Raw genomic sequence first — 17,460 nt, 5'->3', positions numbered from 1 at the left:
CTGTCTCCACGTTCATTCAGTATTACTCTCTTTTTTTATGATCGGTAACGTAATCGTTACCGATGTACCCACACCAACTACTGAATCAATGTGTAAGCCATAATCTTCACCATAAAGTAATTGGATTCGTTCATGAACATTTTTGCTACCGATACCTGAAAAATAGTCTCTGTTTTTCGTTGGCTGTTCCGTATCAAAGCCATCACCTGTATCCATGACTTCAAACGTCAATTTATTCTCTCGGATCATCCCATACAAAGTGATGTAGCCATTTTTCTTCGTTTGGAACGCATGTAAATAAGCATTTTCGATGATCGGTTGGATAATCATATTGGGCATATATAAAGAATAAAGTTCCTCTGGTACCATGATTTTGGTTGAGATCGCATCACCGTAACGCAGTGTCAAGATCGCAATATAACTTCTCACACTGTTCAGTTCTTCTTCTACAGGGATAATTTCATTTTTATTGCCAATCGTACTGCGCAAAAGGTCGATAAAACTATCGATGCCTGCGACTGCTTTTTCATTTTCTTGTTGCCACACTAAAAATTTGAGGCTAGTTAACGTATTATATATAAAATGAGGCTGGATCTGTGCTTGCATCGCTTGTATCTCTAATGTCCGTTTTTTCTTTTCATTTTGTAAAGATTGCGTATGATTGTCACTGATCGTTGTTAGCAGCTGATTGATCGTAGTAGCGAGTGTTCGGATCTCATATGTTCCTTGGATCGGAACAGTAGCTGCTACTGGTTCTTTGATTTGGTTCAATGAATCTACTAATTGATAGATGGAGCGAGTGTTGCGATTTAAATAGATCGCCACTAAGATACCGCCTAAAATCAGCGTTCCAATATTATAAAGGATGATCGGAATAATGACATTCATTTGATCGGCGATCGAGTGGACATTGACCTCACTGACCAAAGCCGAGTTTTGTCGGTAAAGTGGTAAACGAGTGATCCGCTGATTGGCTTTGGTCAACGTCTCGTGTTCGACTAACTCATCAAATGAATCAAACGTCGTTCCGATCCGGTTCTGAACATTTGAAGCAAAGATTTTTTTCTCATCTGTCACAAAATCGATTTGCGTGGTTTCCGGATCGACCGATTGGCTGAATATTTTTGCCAACTCATCAGAAGTGATGGCTACGACAGCGTAACCATAAGTTTGATTCAAAGTAGATCTAAGCTTTTTGATAAACAAGACACTTGGTGAATGTTTATCGCGTTTCGTCAGTCCGAACTGAGTAAAGACCATTTGTGTCGCTGTTGGATTCTCATTGACTTTCTGGATCAACTCTAATTGGAAAAAGCCATCAGCAGTGAGATCACTCACCATGTCATTACTAATGAACATCCGACCATTTTCCCCAAAAAGAAAAATATCATCTTTGATGTTTGGAAAGATCGGTGCCAATGAATCATTCATTTTTTGCACCGTACGTAGTTGATTGATTTTCTCCAAAGTCGTTTGTTGGCCTTCTTTGAAATACCCCTCTACAGCAGAGCTTTCAGCCAATAATGTCAAAGTGTTCTCTATATTGTCATTCAATGTTTCAAAATCATGTTGGATCTTTTGTAAGGTCATTCGATTGGATTGATCGAATTGTTGGATGTAGGCGTCTCTTGAGCGTTGATAAATAAACAAAGAAATCGTCGCTGCTTGAGTGAATAAAGCAATAAAAAGAATGATCAAAAGTTTGGTCAAAAGCTCGTGTTCTCTTAGCTTTTTAATCATACGGTCAGTATTCCTTTACGATATTGTGAAGGAGTCAATCCAGTTTCTTCTTTGAATACCCGAGAAAAATAACCAAGTTCAGTAAATCCAGTTTGCTGACCAATATCACTTAACGAAAGATTCGATTCTTTCAACAATAGTTTTGCCTGGTTGATACGGACTTTTTTTAAGTACTTCGTAAAATTGATCCCATACTTTTCTGTAAAGATCGTTGATAAATAACTATAAGAAAAATGATATTTTTCGGATAGCGTTTGTAGACTGATGTCTTGATGATAATTCTCTTGGACATACTCATAGATCAACGTCAACACATCTGAGTTGTCTTTTCTGAATGTAGTGGTGACTTCACGTAATAACTTCGTCGTATTATTGACGATCAACACCAGATCATCCCACCGTTCTGCTTGCGTGATCTGTGCTGGAATTGTGATTTTTAGTGTCATGATTCCTTCTCTTTTTTCATGTTCGTCCGCGATCGCATTGATCAAGGCATAGAGTCGATTGATGATCTCGTGTTTCAGATAGCTTGGTTGCAAACGTTGATCAAGCACCTTACTCATGTAATTGTCCAATTCTTCGATGGCAGACGTAAAATCTTTGTTCATGATCTTGGTCAAATAACTTTTTGTTTGTTGTTCATAAGAAGAGAGTAGGGGAGATAATAGCTTTTCACAAATAACGCAGTGATCTGTCAGATAAAAGTGCTGTCCGCTACTTTTTTGCTTTAATGTAAGGAATTCAGAATAAAAGTTTTCAAAATCCAGAACATCAGATAGAACATAGAGACAAGAATCTGTCTGGTGTTCTTGCTGAAATCGTTCAATCAGCTGATCGAATGCCTTCTTCGAAGCGACATTGATAAAATAACCAATATCATTTGCTGTCGTAGAAAAAGGGAAGACAGAGGCGAGCTGATTTGTATATTGTGGTGCTTCTGCAATCAATTGTTCACTTCGACGCAGTTTTTCCGATTGCTTTTCTTCACAATAGACTAAAAAAAAGTAGTCATGTGGGAATTGTTCGCGTGATATACCTAAATCAAGAGAAGTTCCGGACAAATAAGTGCTGAGTAGCTGACTCATTTTTTCGAGTTCTGTCAAACGTGGTTTCTTTACTTCTGTAGATTGTTCCACCAGACTCTTTAAAGAAGCTAAAAACTCGCTAGGATTCAATTTTGGCTTAAGTAAATAATCTGAAACGCCTTCTTTGAATGAATCTTTGACCAATTGAAAGTCATCATAGCTAGATAAAACTAAGATTTTTGCTTCAGGTTGTTCCTTCTTGATCAATCGAGAAAGTTCAATACCATTTAAATCTGGCATCATCAAATCCGTTACGACGATATCAAGAGGCTGATGCTTAATAAATTCGAGCGCTTCTAGTGGTTTTGAAAAGGCCCCTTTGAGATGGAAGTCGTGCGCTGGCCAATCGATCAGGGTACTTAGACCAGAGAGAATGGTCTGTTCATCATCGATCAATACGATATTTTTCAATGTTTTTCCCCCTATTCCTTTGTTACGTAAGTTAAAAATACTGGGAAACGTTTACAAATGCAAGTCTAAAATTTCATTTACTAAATCAAAAGATGACAAAATTGTACTTTTTTCTTATTTTAGGATATTTTTCTTGAGAACGATCATCAACGAAGAAAACGTTTGCAAGTCTGTTATGATAAGCATGTAAGAAAAAAACAAACACTAAAAAGGGTGGGTATAAAAAATGAAAATAAAACAAATTTTAGCTAGTGCTTTCGTCCTAACAGCAGCAGTTACACTTTTTGCCGGGTGTGGCAATTCTTCCAGTGATGCTTCGGGAAACGAAGATAAAGTAACGGTCTGGGCATGGGATGAAGCCTTTAATATCAAAGCCGTCAATGAAGCCAAAGAGTTTTACGAAAATGAGGATGTTGACGTAGAAGTAGTAACGATGTCTCAAGATGATATCGTACAAAAACTGAATACGGCATTAGCTAGCGGAAATACCGATGGTTTACCAAATGTTGTGTTGATCGAAGACTACCGTATCCAAGGGTATCTGACCTCTTACCCAGATGCGTTTGCTGATTTGACAGATATTGTGGATGAAAATAACTTTGCCGCATATAAATTTGCAGTCAACAAAGTTGACGATAAAATTTACGGTGTACCTTTTGACTCAGGTGTGACAGCCAATTTCTATCGGACAGATATCTTAGAAGAAGCTGGTTATTCAGAAGAAGATATGAAGAACTTAACATGGGATGATTATTTACAAGTTGCACGAGATGTCAAAGAAAAAACAGGAAAAAAAATCTCTGAAGTCAATCCTTCCGATTTAGGTCGTGTGCGCATGATCATGCAACAAGCCGGAGAATGGTATACCTCGGAAGATGGAGAAACAGTGACGATCGAAAATAATGAATCATTAAAATATGGGTTAGAACTCTTTGCTACCTTGCTTAAAGAAGATCTAGTCGAACAAACATCTGACTGGAATGCTGGGGTTACGGCGGTCCAATCAGGAGCTGTTGCTTCTACACCAACTGGTGCTTGGTATTCTTCAACCATTCAAGGGGCAGAAGATCAATCAGGTAAGTGGAAGATCGCACCGATTCCAGCTCTACCTGCTAACATGCAAAAAGCACAAGCTTCCAACTTGGGTGGTGCCGGCTGGTATGTGATCAAGGGCGTAGCTGGTGAAGAAAATGCGAAAGATTTCTTGGAAAAGACATTCGCAACGAATGAAGAATTGATGGGCAAATTAGCAGAAGAGATCGGTTTAGTATCGACTATGTTGAGCGCGAATGACCAAGAAGCTTATCAACAGCCGTCTGAGTTCTATAGTAATCAAAAAGTATTCGATGACTTTTCAAAATGGACAGCAGAAATCCCTGAAGTGAACTATGGTCATGAAACTTATGCCATTGAATCTGTTGTGGCGGAATCCTTGAGCCGAATCATCAATGGTGAATCAGCAGAAAAAGTTTTGGCAGATACGCAAAAACAAGTCGAAGCTCAATTAGCCAATTAAGTCATATTCAGCGTCAACAGTAAACCTATGATGAATGGAATAACAAAGAAATAAGTGGCGATCTCTTCAAACGGATCAACGAGAGTATTGTTCTTTCGTTTGAAGGTATCGTTTATAGAATAAGCAATTAATTGAAATGTCGATAGGGGACATTCGCACCGTTAGCTATCCCGTATAACTTTAGCAATGGTATTCGAAAAAATAAGAAGTTCCACTCGTTTGCTATTCTCTGTCCGATGGAACTAATCATTAAGGCAGTGGTAAAAAGCTTAGAAGAAAATAACTAGCAATTTTGTCTGACTTTCTGTGAGGCATGTATTTCTTCGACATATGTGTAATGAAAGTGGGGAATAATATGAAACAAAAGGATTTATTTAAAAATGGCAACGCGTTTTTAGTCCTTCCAGTGATCATGATCTCAATTTTAGTTTTTATACCAATGGGGTTAGCGCTGATCACCTCTTTTCAAAGTGGACCTCCGGTAAACATGACATTCAACGGATTAGGAAATTATCAACGAATGTTAGGAGATTCAACTTTCCGTAAAGCATTTTTCAATACCTTTTTATACTTATTAGTACAGGTTCCTGTCATGTTGTTTTTGGCATTGTTTATTTCCAATCTATTGAATGATAAAAAATTGAAGTTCAAAGGATTGTTCAGAACAGCGATCTTCTTGCCATGTATTACCTCAATGGTCAGCTATTCTTTGATCATGAAAAGTTTATTTTCCCAATCAGGTTTAATCAATAACCTTTTAGTTGGAATTGGCTTGATTGATAACCCAATCGGTTGGTTGACTCATCCATTCTGGGCAAAAGTATTGATCATTATTTCCATCACATGGCGTTGGACAGGGTATAATATGATTTTCTTTTTATCTGGTATGCAAAACATCGATCCAGAAATATACGAAGCTGCTGATATTGATGGCGCATCAAGGTGGCAACAGTTCATTAAAATCACGATACCTAACTTGAAACCAATCATTTTGTTTACGTCGATCACTTCAACAATCGGTACCTTGCAATTATTTGATGAGGTACAAAATATCACTGGTGGTGGGCCAGCAAATGCAACAACGACATTGTCACAATATATCTATAATTTGAGTTATAAATTCACTCCGAATTTTGGTTATGCCGCAGCTGTTTCTTTCGTTATCGTACTATTTATTGTCTTGTTATCAGTGATTCAAACTAAAATAGGGAGTGAGAGCAAATGAGAGAAATGACAAGTAGTCAACCCCGGTCAATTACAAAAAAGCAAGTGAGTATCGGACAGTTACTCTTAAGCATTTTTAAATATACCTCTTTAGTCATCGTTTCCTTTATTTCAATTTTCCCGTTTGTTTGGATGATTTTAGGGATGACAAATACAGCAGTCGATATTAGTTCAGGTAAACTGATGATCGGTGAAAATTTAGTGATCAATTTCCAAAATCTCTTTTCGAATGACTTGAATTTTTCACGCTCTCTACTTAATTCTGCAATGATCGCTGTGGTTACAACGATTTTTGCTTTATTGATCTCCTCCATGGCAGGTTATGGCTTTGAGATCTATAAGAGTAAAAGAAAAGAAGTCGTTTTTAATATTTTGTTATTATCGATGATGGTCCCTTTTGCGGCATTGATGATCCCGCTATATCGGATGTTTTCACAATTGAATGGTACGATATTAGGAATCAATAGTTTTCTAGTCGTCATCTTACCTTCAGTAAGTACCGCTTTTTTGATTTTCTTTTTCCGCCAAAACGCGAAATCCTTTCCTAAGGACCTAGTAGAGGCGGCACGTTTAGACGGTCTTAAAGAATTAAGTATTTTCTTTCGTGTCTATTTACCAACAGCTAAAAATACGTATGCCGCAGCGGCGATCATCACGTTTATGAGTAGTTGGAACAATTACCTCTGGCCTTTAGTGGCATTACAATCTCCAGATAAACGAACAGTTCCATTAGTATTATCAGCCATGGGGGCATCCTATACACCAGACTATGGCATGATCATGAGTGGACTGGTGATTGCGACCTTACCAACTGCACTCGTGTTTTTCGTTTTACAAAAACAATTTGTTCAAGGGATGATTGGTTCTGTCAAATAGACAGAAATAAGCCTGAAATTTCATGTTCAGGCACTATCACTTGAATGATCAAAAATATGAAAAACGTCACCGTTAGATTTACAATATGCGGATAACTTTTGTTATAAAATAAACTTATTTAAAATAAGCGGTAAAAGCCAGAAATAGTTTATCTATTTCTGGCTTTTATTGCTTATAGCATGTATTTTAGCCTTTTTTTGCATAGATATAAAACAATATTCGTCGATTTTTTTTTGATACTCTAGTTAGTTTTTTTGCTGTTTTTTTTTACCGTTTTTACATAAAAATGGTATCGCTTACTGTTTTTCCTCGTAAACTTACTTTTAATCAGGTAAACTAGAAGTAAAGGAGGAGGATACATGAGAAAAAATTTTAAAGAAGTAATCATTGCGATCATGCCCATGACGATATTGATCGTTATCCTGACCTTTGTATTTGCACCATTAGATGTTGAAAGCATGGGAAGATTCATTTTAGGAGCAATCATGATGATGGTTGGTATGAGTCTCTTTTTGTTTGGTGCGGATTATTCGATGATGGAAGTTGGTGATTTAGTTGGTAAATATATGATCAAAAAGAAAAGTCTACCAATCGTTATTAGTTTGGGTTTTCTGATTGGAATCGTGATCACGATTGCCGAACCATCTGTACAAGTATTAGGTCAACAAGTATTTGATATTTCGGATGGAGAGATTGGTCGAGTCTTATTGATCGGTATAGTCAGTGTGGGAACTGGTGTATTTTTAGCTTTTGCCCTACTAAGAGTCGTATTTAAACTGTCGTATTATCGATTGATGGTGATCGGTTATCTTGCGGTACTCATCGCTTCCTTTTTCACAAGTAATGAATTTATGCCAATTGCTTTTGATGCAGGTGGAGTCACAACCGGCCCAGTGACTGTTCCGTTTATTCTAGCCTTGGCTGGTGGAATGACAAGCATGATCCGTCAAGGGAAAAATGAAAATGATAGCTTTGGAATGGTTGGTATTGCCTCACTTGGTCCTATCTTGGCTGTCATGATCTTGGGGGTGATCTTCCAATGAATTTTTTGGTCACTTTTTTTACAGGTATTGGACAAGTCGGATATGAAGTCATCCTTGCGGTGGCACCAATCGTGATCTTATTTGTACTGATGAACTTTCTTTCATTTAAATTAAGAAAAAAACGTTTTTTGGATATCATGAAAGGTTTTTTGATCACAACTATCGGATTAATTCTATTTTTACATGGTGTAAATGTTGCTTATGTACCAGTGGGACAACACCTGGGGAGTGCAATTGCTTCTTTAGCGAATAATCAGATCCTGATTCCTTTAGGGTTTGTTATGGGATTTTTAGTAGGTTTTGCAGAGCCAGCCATCCATGTGATGGTCAAACAAGTCGAAGAATTAAGTGAAGGTCGGATTCATGCAAAAGTAATGTTAGCAGTGATCTCGATTGGGATCGGTTTAGCAGTCGGTCTGTCCATGTGGCGCTTATTAGCTGGTTTTTCTCTTTATTATTTCTTGGTCCCTGGATATGGCTTAGCATTTGTCTTAGGTGCAAAAGTTGACAAGATTTTTCTATCGATGGCTTTTGATAACGGTGGCGTCGCCACAGGACCGATGTGTTCTACCTTTATTTTGTCTATGAGTGTGGCAATCGCCACACAGATCGATGGTCGAGATCCAATTCTTGATGGTTTTGGTGTGGTGGCAATGATCGCATTGACACCGATACTATCGACATTAGTCTTAGGGTTCATATATAAACAAAAAGACAAAAAAGATCAGAAAAACAAAGAAAAATTACAACAAATGGAGGAACAACAATGAATGATTTAGTCGCACTAAATCTCGAGATGATCGTCACGATCGTGGATGGTGGTATTGGGGAAGATGTGATCGATTACTCAAAGAAGGCTGGCGCATCTGGGGGCACGATTTTACATGGACGTGGTTCTGGAGTCCATGACACAGGAAAATTCTTAGGGTTGGATATCTCACCGGAAAAGGATATCGTTCTGACATTAGTACCAGATACTTTGACAAATGAAGTGATGGATGCGATCGGAAAAGGTATCAAGATCGATGTTCCGGGCAATGGTATTTGTTTTAGTATTGATATCGATAAAGTGATTGGTATTACGAAAATCCATCAATATCGCGAAGTCGTTGACATGAAAGATTTATTAGAAGATAATTGAAACTCATCCAAATGCAAGTTGCTAAATTTGGAATAGAACTTACCTTGAAATATACTAAAATTTGATAATCTTATTTTGACAATAAGTCGAAAAAAACAAAATAGACCTTGTGCTATTTTAAGTTTTTTACGGCTTTTTCTTTTACCAAAAATCCTTGTCTATTTTGCTGGATCAGTATTTTTTTAGGTTATAACTTAAAATTATGAATAAAGAAAGTTTTGATTAGATAAACTTTAGATGATTTGGGATTGATGATTTCAGAGACAGGTAGAACCTATATCAAGAGTTTGTCCCAGAATTCCCGTCTTCTGTAATTAGTGGTGAAGCTAAATTAAGAGAGCTAATTACTTCAGCGATTAAAGGGGATTTCCCCGAAGATTCAAATCCGAATTATCGTGTATTTTCTGGTATCGATATCACTAAAGCGCTAGAATCACTCAAACCATTTCTAGAATAATTTACTGTAGAGTTTAAAAATGCGCAGGAAGATTTCCAGAAATTTATAGAGAAGGAACTATCAAAAGAAGAGACTCTTGCAACTACGCCTGCGGAAGCTTACTTAATCGAAAGGTTTAGACGAGGTGATGCAGAAAATCAAGAACAAATGTAAAAAAAATTATGAAGCGCTTGTTATCAGTTGAAAAAAAGTGCACAGCTTCTTCAACAAATAGAGGATTTTAATTTTAAAAAATATTTGGCTTGTTTCTACTGATTTATTGCATGATGGGGTGACAAAGAATCACTACTTACAAATTAAAGGATTCATGAGTGCACATGCGTTTGTCATGCGGTTTGCCCCTGAATGTCGAATTATTTTCATGCTTGATAGTTTTTCATGTGAATCCAGCTACTAGACCAAGGATTCAAGTGCAGCCAAGTCCCAAGGATACTCTTATGCACGAAGTGACCCATATTGTCGCATCATCGGACGATTTGATAAGTTATCTAAGGAGTCCGATAGGTTTCAGGGATAGTGGAGAAGATCTTCGAAAGAGATACGAAAAAATTTCTGAAGCTAATTCATGGCGAGGGGGTTAATTCTTTTGTGGAAAATGTAAGTGACATGTTAAAATTGCCGACTGTCACAAAACAAGCTGTCTTGAATGCTGTACTGACTGACAAAATGTTAAAAGCAAACCTTCAAATAACCGATGCTGAGATGCTAATGGCTTGTCTTCGTGATAATTGGATTAGGACGAAACTTTTTTGAGTGCGCACCAATGAAAAGAAGTCTAGCTGACCAACTAGGAAACGGCGACCTATTGTTTGTTCTTGCTGTGATGAAAGTAGTTAATGTGGAGAATTTAATATACGAGCATCCATTGGAAACTACCTTAGAAAACGCGGAAATAACGACAGCAATCAACGTCTCACAGCTTACACAGGCCCCTTCGGGAAATAGCATTTTTTCAACAATTAAAAATATAGGTAAAACAAATAGTAATGATACGAATACAAGGCTTATTAACGAGCAAAAAATCAGAAGGCGCGCCGAAATGAATCTATAAGTTGTCAGACACCTTTAGATTCAGATACTCGGTAACGGTTATCGAATCTCCCATAATATCAAATACATGAATAAAAAAACTAATAGAGCCATGAAAAAGTTTTTTATATGCGCATAAAATTCAAAGAATAAGATTTTATGAAATCTTCAGCATATTTGCACACAAACAGTTGAAAATATGCTATTTTGTAGTAGAAAAAAGGGGGAAAAGAATGAATTTTTTAGTTGTTTTAAAAGATACGATTCTGAAACGGTCGACATTCATCTATACGCAAATCGATGAACAAAAAACAGTCTTGCATTTTTCGCCGGAGTTTCATTTAGAAGGGTTGACGATTGGGGAAATTTATGAACAAGGTGGCATTCAAGCTGCGAAGCAATTTTTTGTTCAAGAACTTCAACTGCCATTGAATGACTATCTTGAAGTATCATTAAATGAGTGGGACAAAGCAATTTCAGAACTTTTCCCTCAAGGAATCAACGTAGAGTCAGGTACCACTGAAGTACATCTATCGGTGAAAGATCTACAACGTCAGATGCGTTACCAGATCGATGAAGAAGGCTCTCTTTCAATCTTTCAGCGGCAGCAAAAGATATTAAAAAGTTTTTTAAAACAAATCAGCCGAAAAAGAAATTTGTTTAAAACAACGCAGTTACTAAAAAAATATCCAGAATTATTACACACATCGATCCAGTTTCCACAATTGCTCTCATTGATCCGTCGTTTTGTACGCTTGAAGGAAATCCAATCTAAGAAGTTAACATTCCCTTTACAAGATACCTTTCGAGTAGTAAAACGTGAAGATGAAAAAAAACTGATCGTGATCGATTTTATGAGGAACCGTCATGTGTTACAACAAATGACGATGGAAAAGGCCAACTAAGGCTTTTTCTTTTTGAATAAAAGAGAAATGGAGAAAAAAATGGGACCTATTTGGATACAACGTATAATGAAAGCTCAACAAAAATATCAACAAGTCATGAAAGGGAGATATGCGCGTCTTGATCCATTGAATCGTTTATTTTTAGTTTTAGGATTATTTTTCTTTGTCGTTAGATATTGGTTGCCTCTCAGTTTAGGCTATCTACTCTTCTTCGTTTTTATCGCTTTGACCATCGCTCGATTTAGTTCAAAGAAAATCTATGTTCGTTCAAACGAAAATCAAGCGTATTTACAAAAAACAGTTGCGATCAAAAGCTGGTTTACGAAAATGAAAAATAAACTGAAACGTCAATCCGAACAACAAGCTAGCACTACCTACACGATTTTTTCATGTCCAACTTGTCAACTCAAGCAAAGGGCGCCGAAAGGCAAGGGTGAGATTCGAGTGACTTGTAAAAAGTGCGGCACGCAATTCACAACAAAGGTATAAGAAAAAATATTAGGCAAAGGTCTAGTGAAATGAGTAAAAAGGAGTAAAAGAATGATTAAAAATTACATTTGGGATTTTGATGGGACATTGTTCGATACGTATCCGGCGATGGTTGAAGGAGTATCTCAAGCATTACAAGATTTTGGTATCGAACGACCAAAAAAGGAAATATATCGCGTGATGAAGCAAGAATCGGTGAGAAAACTACGAGAAAGTTATCAATTAGAAGAAGCCTCCTTCAATCAATTGTTTCATCAATATGAAGAACAATATCAAGAACTCTCAGTACCGTTCAAAGAGACTGAAATGGTTTTACGTCGTTTAAAACAGAAGGGAGCAAAACATTATATTTTAACACATCGTGTAACGGCTTCTACTTGGAAACTTTTAAAAGTCTTTGAGCTAGCAGATTTGATCGAAGAAGTGATTGGTATCGACCAAGGATTTGCCAGAAAACCAGCACCTGATGCAATCAGTCACTTGATAGATCGTTATCATTTAGACCCAGAAAAAACAATGATGATAGGGGATCGAAGATTAGATATTGAAGCGGGGATCAACGCAAAGATCCACACTTGCCTATATGATATCGATCATTTCTTAGGGGAGATTCCTGCCGACCATATTGTGGCGAATCTAGCGGATATTTTAGCAATCGAAAAGAATGCAGAATAAGTATCCCCTTTCAACTTTAGTTATGCTATAATTTAAACAGAGGAGTGATAAAATGGAAATTAGAAGACAAAAAGAAGTAGTAGAAGCTTTTCATTATGATTTTTTAAAACCTGATCAAGAGGTACAAACTGACTTAAAAGTAGGTTTTTCACCACTAAAAGAGACAATTGAAAACTATCCGAAAGAACATAGCATCGTTGGTGCCCGTTTAGAATTTCGTTTAGTATTTGATACATATGTGTTATCTGGAAGCGTTAGTCAAATCAACCACATCTTGAATCGCAAAGTCCAAGATCAAAATGATGTGACGCAAGAAGAGGTCGATGAATTAGTGGCCCCACTTTTTGAAATGGTCAAACGTCTGGCCTATGAAGTAACAGAGATCGCCTTGGATGCGCCAGGTGTGAAATTGAACTTCCAATCAGAAAAAGAAGAAAAAACCAAAGAATAAAATTAAGAGAAAACACCAGTGATAGTTATTAGCTATCACTGGTGTTTTTTTCTATTACTAATTGTAAGCAAAAGTAAGGAAAAATTTCGGAAAATAGTCTAGAATGAATAAGTCACTGAAAAAAATATTTTCAGGAGAAGAGCTGAAGAGTTCTTCTCGGGAACCTTTACTTCCTTAGATGGACTTGTCATTACAAATTAAGAGGAGGATGAAAATGACAACACTCATCACAGTTTTAGTGGTTCTAGTTTTTGCGGCATTATTATATGTGTTTTATCGTATGCAAAAGCGCCATGCAAAATTTTCAACGCGGGTTTACACTGCGCTAGCTGCCGGTATCGTATTCGGGGGCGCGTTGCAACTGATTTTTGGAGTAGAAAACGAGGTTATTACGCAATCCATGGATTGGATCAGTATCGTTGGGAACGGCTACGTTAGTTTCTTACAAATGTTGATCATGCCTTTAGTCTTTGTTTCAATCGTTGCGGCTTTTACAAAAATGAAAGTATCAGAAAAATTAGGTAAAATCAGTGCAACGGTGCTGACCACTTTATTAGCAACAACGGCTATTTCCGCATTGATCGGGATCGGTGTGACGATCGCATTTGGTCTTCAAGGTGCTGAATTTACGCAAGGAGCGGCCGAAACTGCTCGTATTTCTGAGTTAGCGACACGACAAGAAACAGTGGAAGGATTAAGTATCCCACAACAAATCTTGTCATTTATTCCTAAAAATATTTTTGCAGACCTTGCCGGAACTCGTGCAACAAGTACGATTGCTGTCGTGATCTTTGCGGCATTTGTTGGGGTTGCTTACTTAGGAATCAAACGAAAAGCACCAAAAGAAGCATCATTCTTTGCTGATATGATCGATAGCTTGTACCGTATCGTGATGCGTATCGTGACGTTAGTCTTGCGTTTGACACCTTATGGCGTGTTCGCATTGATGACGAACGTGATGGCAACAAGTGATTTTGATGCCATTTTGAACTTAGGTAAATTTGTGTTAGCGTCTTATCTTGCATTGTTTGCAGTGATGATCGTTCATTTCTTGATTTTGATCGGTGTGAAAGTCAGCCCGATCGACTACTTGAAAAAAACATTTCCAGTACTAAGTTTTGCATTTACTTCACGTTCAAGTGCGGGTGCTTTGCCATTGAATATCGAAACACAAACAAAAGCGCTTGGTGTGGATGAAGCCACAGCAAACTTTGCTGCCAGCTTTGGTTTATCGATCGGTCAAAATGGCTGTGCGGGTGTTTACCCAGCCATGCTAGCGACAATCGTTGCACCAGCAGCTGGAATGGATGTCTTTAGCATTCAATTCATCTTGCTTCTTGTAGCCATTGTAACAATCAGCTCATTCGGAGTAGCTGGTGTCGGTGGTGGGGCAACCTTTGCCTCATTGATCGTATTAGGTTCAATGAACTTACCAGTAGCAATCGTTGGTTTAGTTATCTCCGTTGAACCATTGATCGACATGGCTCGTACAGCTGTCAACGTAAGTGGCAGTATGGTAGCAGGTATTGTTACAAGTGCACGTATCAATGATCTTGATCGAGATGTGATCAAAGATGAAGCAAAAGTCGTTGACGTGAATGCGTGATCGAAAAAACGAAAAGTGAGAGCAGATTGCTCTCGCTTTTTTTATACTAAAATATATTCCGAAAAGTGTAAACGTGAAATAATTGATTCAAAAATCTATAAAAAAATAAGGTAACGAGACCTATCTAATACAATTCTCATCCAACGAAAGGTTATGTATTGTTATAATGAATATGTAAGCGTTCTATACAGCCTATATAAATCGAGGAGGAGATCTATGGTTACATTCAGCAGTAATTCTCAACAAGCCCAACAGTCCACTTCAAGAATCACCAGTGCAACCACCCCTTTAAACCAAGCATCATCGCTTCAAAATGACACACGCACCACGCTAATTGGCAATCAAGACATTCAAAGTAGCATAACGTCCGCCAAAAACTCAGCCAATCAAATTGCCTCAGCTATCTCAGGCGCTGCTAATCAATTGCAAACTGCTGCTCAAGGATTTTCTACACTAGACACTCAGTTAAGTCGAGATCTTTTTAAGGAGAGACGCTAATGAATCAATGGACAAATCTTGATACCGAGGAAACGTTGCTGCAAGCAAAAAGAGAAGAACAGGAAAAGAAAATGAAACAACTTGATGCCTGCCGTTCAGATTACCAGAATCACTTTAAAGAAATCGGAAACTTCTTATTTCGATTACAATTGTCTTACCAGAAATCGAATATCTTTACGTCCATCGAAACATTCACCTCGGAGTTTTCACATCAAAGTAGGCGATTGATGAATGGCTTTGATGAATACCAACATCACGAAATGATCCAACAACAAAGAATCACGAATAAACTCGAAGAAATTGCTTTTGAGAAAAGAAAAATCATGTCGGAGGAACAAAACCTATGAGTATCGACATGTACCTAAACGACTCCTTAACACAAGCTACGAGCGCCAGTCACTTCTGCCAAAAACAAGTCACTGATTACCAAAATCTCCAACAAACCATCACTCAATTCACTTTACAAACGCCCAATCTCCAAGGGAAAACCTACGACGCTGCGAAAGCCTATTTTTCTCAAATACTTTACCCACTCGTCCAAGGAGGAATCTTACTCTCCGAAGCGGTCGAAAAAGCAGCGAAACGATTTCCACAGGAATACATAAATCAAGTTGATTCCATCAGCTTGAAACAATCCGAATTAGAAGCGCAAATTCGTCAAATGAATCAATATATCACCCAAGCCGAGGGAATACGGCAGTTGCTTCTTTCACCTCATATGCCGGAAGAACACCAAGGGTTTCAACTCAATCAGAATACGTTGTTACTCATGATGTATCATGACTTGAAACACAAACTGGAAGAAAAACTCCAAAAACTCTTAGCTTACAATCAAAGTTCCGCCCAATTTTTTACAGAAATCAAAAGTATCGAACAAGCAGTCAATCAAGGACTCGCTCAAACAAAAACAGCTTGGAACAGTCAAAAAAAATCATTCTCTATCCCGAAAGATTTGTCGTGGACAACCACGATCCAAGACAAATGGCAACATGCAGAAAACGAGAAAAAAGGCATCGATCCAACTAAAAATAAAGAACTAGAAAACTACAACGTCTATGCTCTCATTATTCACGATAGCGATGGGAATCCACGTGTCTTTTGGAAAATCGAAGACAAGCAATCAGGCTACGGTATCGTGAACCCCGAGCTCTATCAATATGTCACGAAAGTAGGGCAATATTTAGAACCTGAACTGATCCAATTCATGACGTACGATACTTACCAAGAAAAAGTCAATGTGGCTTGGCGCCAAGGTGTTAATTATGAAACTGGTGAAAAACTAGACCCACTCTTAGGCAGTCTCGTCTCTACCTCACAATACGTCAAAGACGGCTACACATGGATCAATGAATCTGAACTCGGTCAAGCCCTGATGATCTTAGGCTTTACTTATGCGTCTTACAAAGTATTGACGACTACTGGTGTGAAACAGGTGGAGAGTGGTAAGATTGAGGATGTGAGTGGAATTGGTAAACTAGAAAATATTAACATTAAAAAATTTGAAATTAAAAACAAACATTTGAGAAATACAATTGCTAAACGAGCTAGAAAGTTTAATGTTAATACATCAGACGAAGCCAATATATTAGTACAAGATGCTTTAAAAAATGGAAAACTTGTGGAGACCATACCTAATGGCATAGGGAATCAAGGACAAAAATCTTTTTCTAGTATAATTGATACAGGCAAGATTATTGGAACAAAAGGTGAAACGCATATAAAAATAGTTTACGACGAATTAAAAAATGTGTGGACTACCTATCCTATCCCAAAACCTTAAATTGGAGGAAAATATAGTGAAGGAAAAACAAATAGAAAACGTCTTACAATTGTATGGAAAACAACAAATATTTAAAATTGAAGACTTCTTAATTTCAGAAATTGATAAAAATAACATACAAGATACAATAGATTTCGTAGTTTCTGATGATACTAGTAAAAATAGTAATTTTAAAGATGAGTTGTATGAAGGAGACGAATACGAGGGAATATTTTTAGAAGGTAATCAATATTTATTAGCTAGTTCTGAAGGAGAAGTAACGATAATAGATATGATAAGTGAGGATCATGGTGTTAGTGTAAAAGACACCCGTGTAAAATTTACGGAAGAAAGTTTTATTATTCTAATAACAAATAAAGAAGAAACTCTTGACTGGATAAAAAAATATAGGGCGGATAAATAAAAATAGAAGAACTTTGAAATCAATGTTTTAATTAATGAAATTGTATCTTTTAAAACCACAGGAAATAATACAAGATGATTAATATAAAAAAAGTAAACTGAATAGATGAAGACTCAGGAGAAGCTGATATT

The 17,460-nt window shown here is 37.3% G+C and carries 17 protein-coding genes and 1 pseudogene; 16 read left to right on the top strand and 2 right to left on the bottom strand.

Going from position 1 to position 17,460, the window contains the following annotated elements:
- Positions 1 to 12: 12 nt before the first annotated feature.
- Positions 13 to 1,740, bottom strand: a complete 1,728-nt coding sequence (locus IGJ99_RS07975) for a cache domain-containing sensor histidine kinase (RefSeq protein ID WP_438770738.1) — start codon at positions 1,738 to 1,740, stop codon at positions 13 to 15.
- Positions 1,737 to 3,236 (bottom strand): response regulator transcription factor, encoded by a 1,500-nt coding sequence (locus tag IGJ99_RS07970; RefSeq protein WP_224434818.1) that lies wholly within the window; start codon positions 3,234 to 3,236, stop codon positions 1,737 to 1,739. Before IGJ99_RS07970 ends, IGJ99_RS07975 begins: the two co-directional genes overlap by 4 nt.
- A gap of 226 nt (positions 3,237 to 3,462) precedes the next feature.
- On the opposite strand from IGJ99_RS07970, the gene IGJ99_RS07965 reads away from it, so the two are divergent.
- From IGJ99_RS07965 to IGJ99_RS07890, 16 genes and pseudogenes are all read left to right on the top strand, one after another.
- The gene (locus IGJ99_RS07965; protein WP_010735283.1) at positions 3,463 to 4,752 is read left to right on the top strand and encodes an ABC transporter substrate-binding protein; all 1,290 of its coding nucleotides are present in this window, start codon (positions 3,463 to 3,465) and stop codon (positions 4,750 to 4,752) included.
- Positions 4,753 to 5,107: 355 nt separating this feature from the next.
- Complete coding sequence (locus IGJ99_RS07960; RefSeq protein ID WP_010735284.1) at positions 5,108 to 5,977, top strand: carbohydrate ABC transporter permease; 870 nt, start codon at positions 5,108 to 5,110, stop codon at positions 5,975 to 5,977.
- Positions 5,978 to 6,045: 68 nt separating this feature from the next.
- Positions 6,046 to 6,852: pseudogene (locus IGJ99_RS07955) on the top strand (carbohydrate ABC transporter permease); the annotation flags it as partial.
- Positions 6,853 to 7,211: 359 nt separating this feature from the next.
- Positions 7,212 to 7,895 carry a DUF1538 domain-containing protein gene (locus tag IGJ99_RS07950; protein ID WP_010735286.1) on the top strand — a complete coding sequence of 228 codons (684 nt, stop codon included), beginning with the start codon at positions 7,212 to 7,214 and terminating at the stop codon, positions 7,893 to 7,895.
- On the top strand, positions 7,892 to 8,665 hold the full coding sequence (locus IGJ99_RS07945; RefSeq protein WP_409173423.1) for a DUF1538 domain-containing protein: 774 nt from the start codon (positions 7,892 to 7,894) through the stop codon (positions 8,663 to 8,665). Before IGJ99_RS07950 ends, IGJ99_RS07945 begins: the two co-directional genes overlap by 4 nt.
- Positions 8,662 to 9,036: a P-II family nitrogen regulator gene (locus IGJ99_RS07940; RefSeq protein ID WP_010735288.1), complete on the top strand. Its 375-nt coding sequence runs from the start codon at positions 8,662 to 8,664 to the stop codon at positions 9,034 to 9,036. Before IGJ99_RS07945 ends, IGJ99_RS07940 begins: the two co-directional genes overlap by 4 nt.
- A gap of 1,220 nt (positions 9,037 to 10,256) precedes the next feature.
- Positions 10,257 to 10,544 carry a hypothetical protein gene (locus IGJ99_RS07935; RefSeq protein ID WP_010735290.1) on the top strand — a complete coding sequence of 96 codons (288 nt, stop codon included), beginning with the start codon at positions 10,257 to 10,259 and terminating at the stop codon, positions 10,542 to 10,544.
- 211 nt (positions 10,545 to 10,755) lie between these two features.
- The gene (locus IGJ99_RS07930) at positions 10,756 to 11,427 is read left to right on the top strand and encodes a hypothetical protein (RefSeq protein ID WP_010735291.1); all 672 of its coding nucleotides are present in this window, start codon (positions 10,756 to 10,758) and stop codon (positions 11,425 to 11,427) included.
- Positions 11,428 to 11,493: 66 nt separating this feature from the next.
- Entirely contained in the window at positions 11,494 to 11,916 is a 423-nt protein-coding gene (locus tag IGJ99_RS07925; protein WP_224434815.1) for a hypothetical protein, read from the top strand.
- 54 nt (positions 11,917 to 11,970) lie between these two features.
- A complete protein-coding gene (locus IGJ99_RS07920; protein WP_196228153.1) occupies positions 11,971 to 12,591 on the top strand; it encodes an HAD-IA family hydrolase in 621 nt (206 codons plus the stop codon).
- A gap of 52 nt (positions 12,592 to 12,643) precedes the next feature.
- Positions 12,644 to 13,042, top strand: coding sequence for a DUF1149 family protein (locus IGJ99_RS07915; protein WP_010735294.1), 399 nt, complete (start codon positions 12,644 to 12,646; stop codon positions 13,040 to 13,042).
- A 214-nt stretch (positions 13,043 to 13,256) separates the two neighbouring features.
- Complete coding sequence (locus tag IGJ99_RS07910) at positions 13,257 to 14,648, top strand: L-cystine transporter (RefSeq protein WP_019724480.1); 1,392 nt, start codon at positions 13,257 to 13,259, stop codon at positions 14,646 to 14,648.
- A 216-nt stretch (positions 14,649 to 14,864) separates the two neighbouring features.
- Positions 14,865 to 15,146 carry a TIGR04197 family type VII secretion effector gene (locus tag IGJ99_RS07905; RefSeq protein ID WP_023519882.1) on the top strand — a complete coding sequence of 94 codons (282 nt, stop codon included), beginning with the start codon at positions 14,865 to 14,867 and terminating at the stop codon, positions 15,144 to 15,146.
- On the top strand, positions 15,146 to 15,493 hold the full coding sequence (locus IGJ99_RS07900) for a DUF3958 family protein (protein ID WP_438770737.1): 348 nt from the start codon (positions 15,146 to 15,148) through the stop codon (positions 15,491 to 15,493). The genes IGJ99_RS07905 and IGJ99_RS07900 overlap by 1 nt, the downstream gene beginning before the upstream one ends.
- Positions 15,490 to 16,926 carry a transposase gene (locus IGJ99_RS07895; protein WP_438770736.1) on the top strand — a complete coding sequence of 479 codons (1,437 nt, stop codon included), beginning with the start codon at positions 15,490 to 15,492 and terminating at the stop codon, positions 16,924 to 16,926. Before IGJ99_RS07900 ends, IGJ99_RS07895 begins: the two co-directional genes overlap by 4 nt.
- 16 nt (positions 16,927 to 16,942) lie before the next feature.
- Positions 16,943 to 17,329 carry a hypothetical protein gene (locus IGJ99_RS07890; protein ID WP_010735299.1) on the top strand — a complete coding sequence of 129 codons (387 nt, stop codon included), beginning with the start codon at positions 16,943 to 16,945 and terminating at the stop codon, positions 17,327 to 17,329.
- Positions 17,330 to 17,460: the final 131 nt, after the last annotated feature.

This window comes from Enterococcus sp. AZ095b, from assembly GCF_051714725.1.
Lineage (GTDB): Bacteria > Bacillota > Bacilli > Lactobacillales > Enterococcaceae > Enterococcus_B > Enterococcus_B pernyi.
The sequence above is the reverse complement of the archived record's forward strand: the minus strand, read 5'-3'. Positions and strand labels throughout refer to the sequence as shown.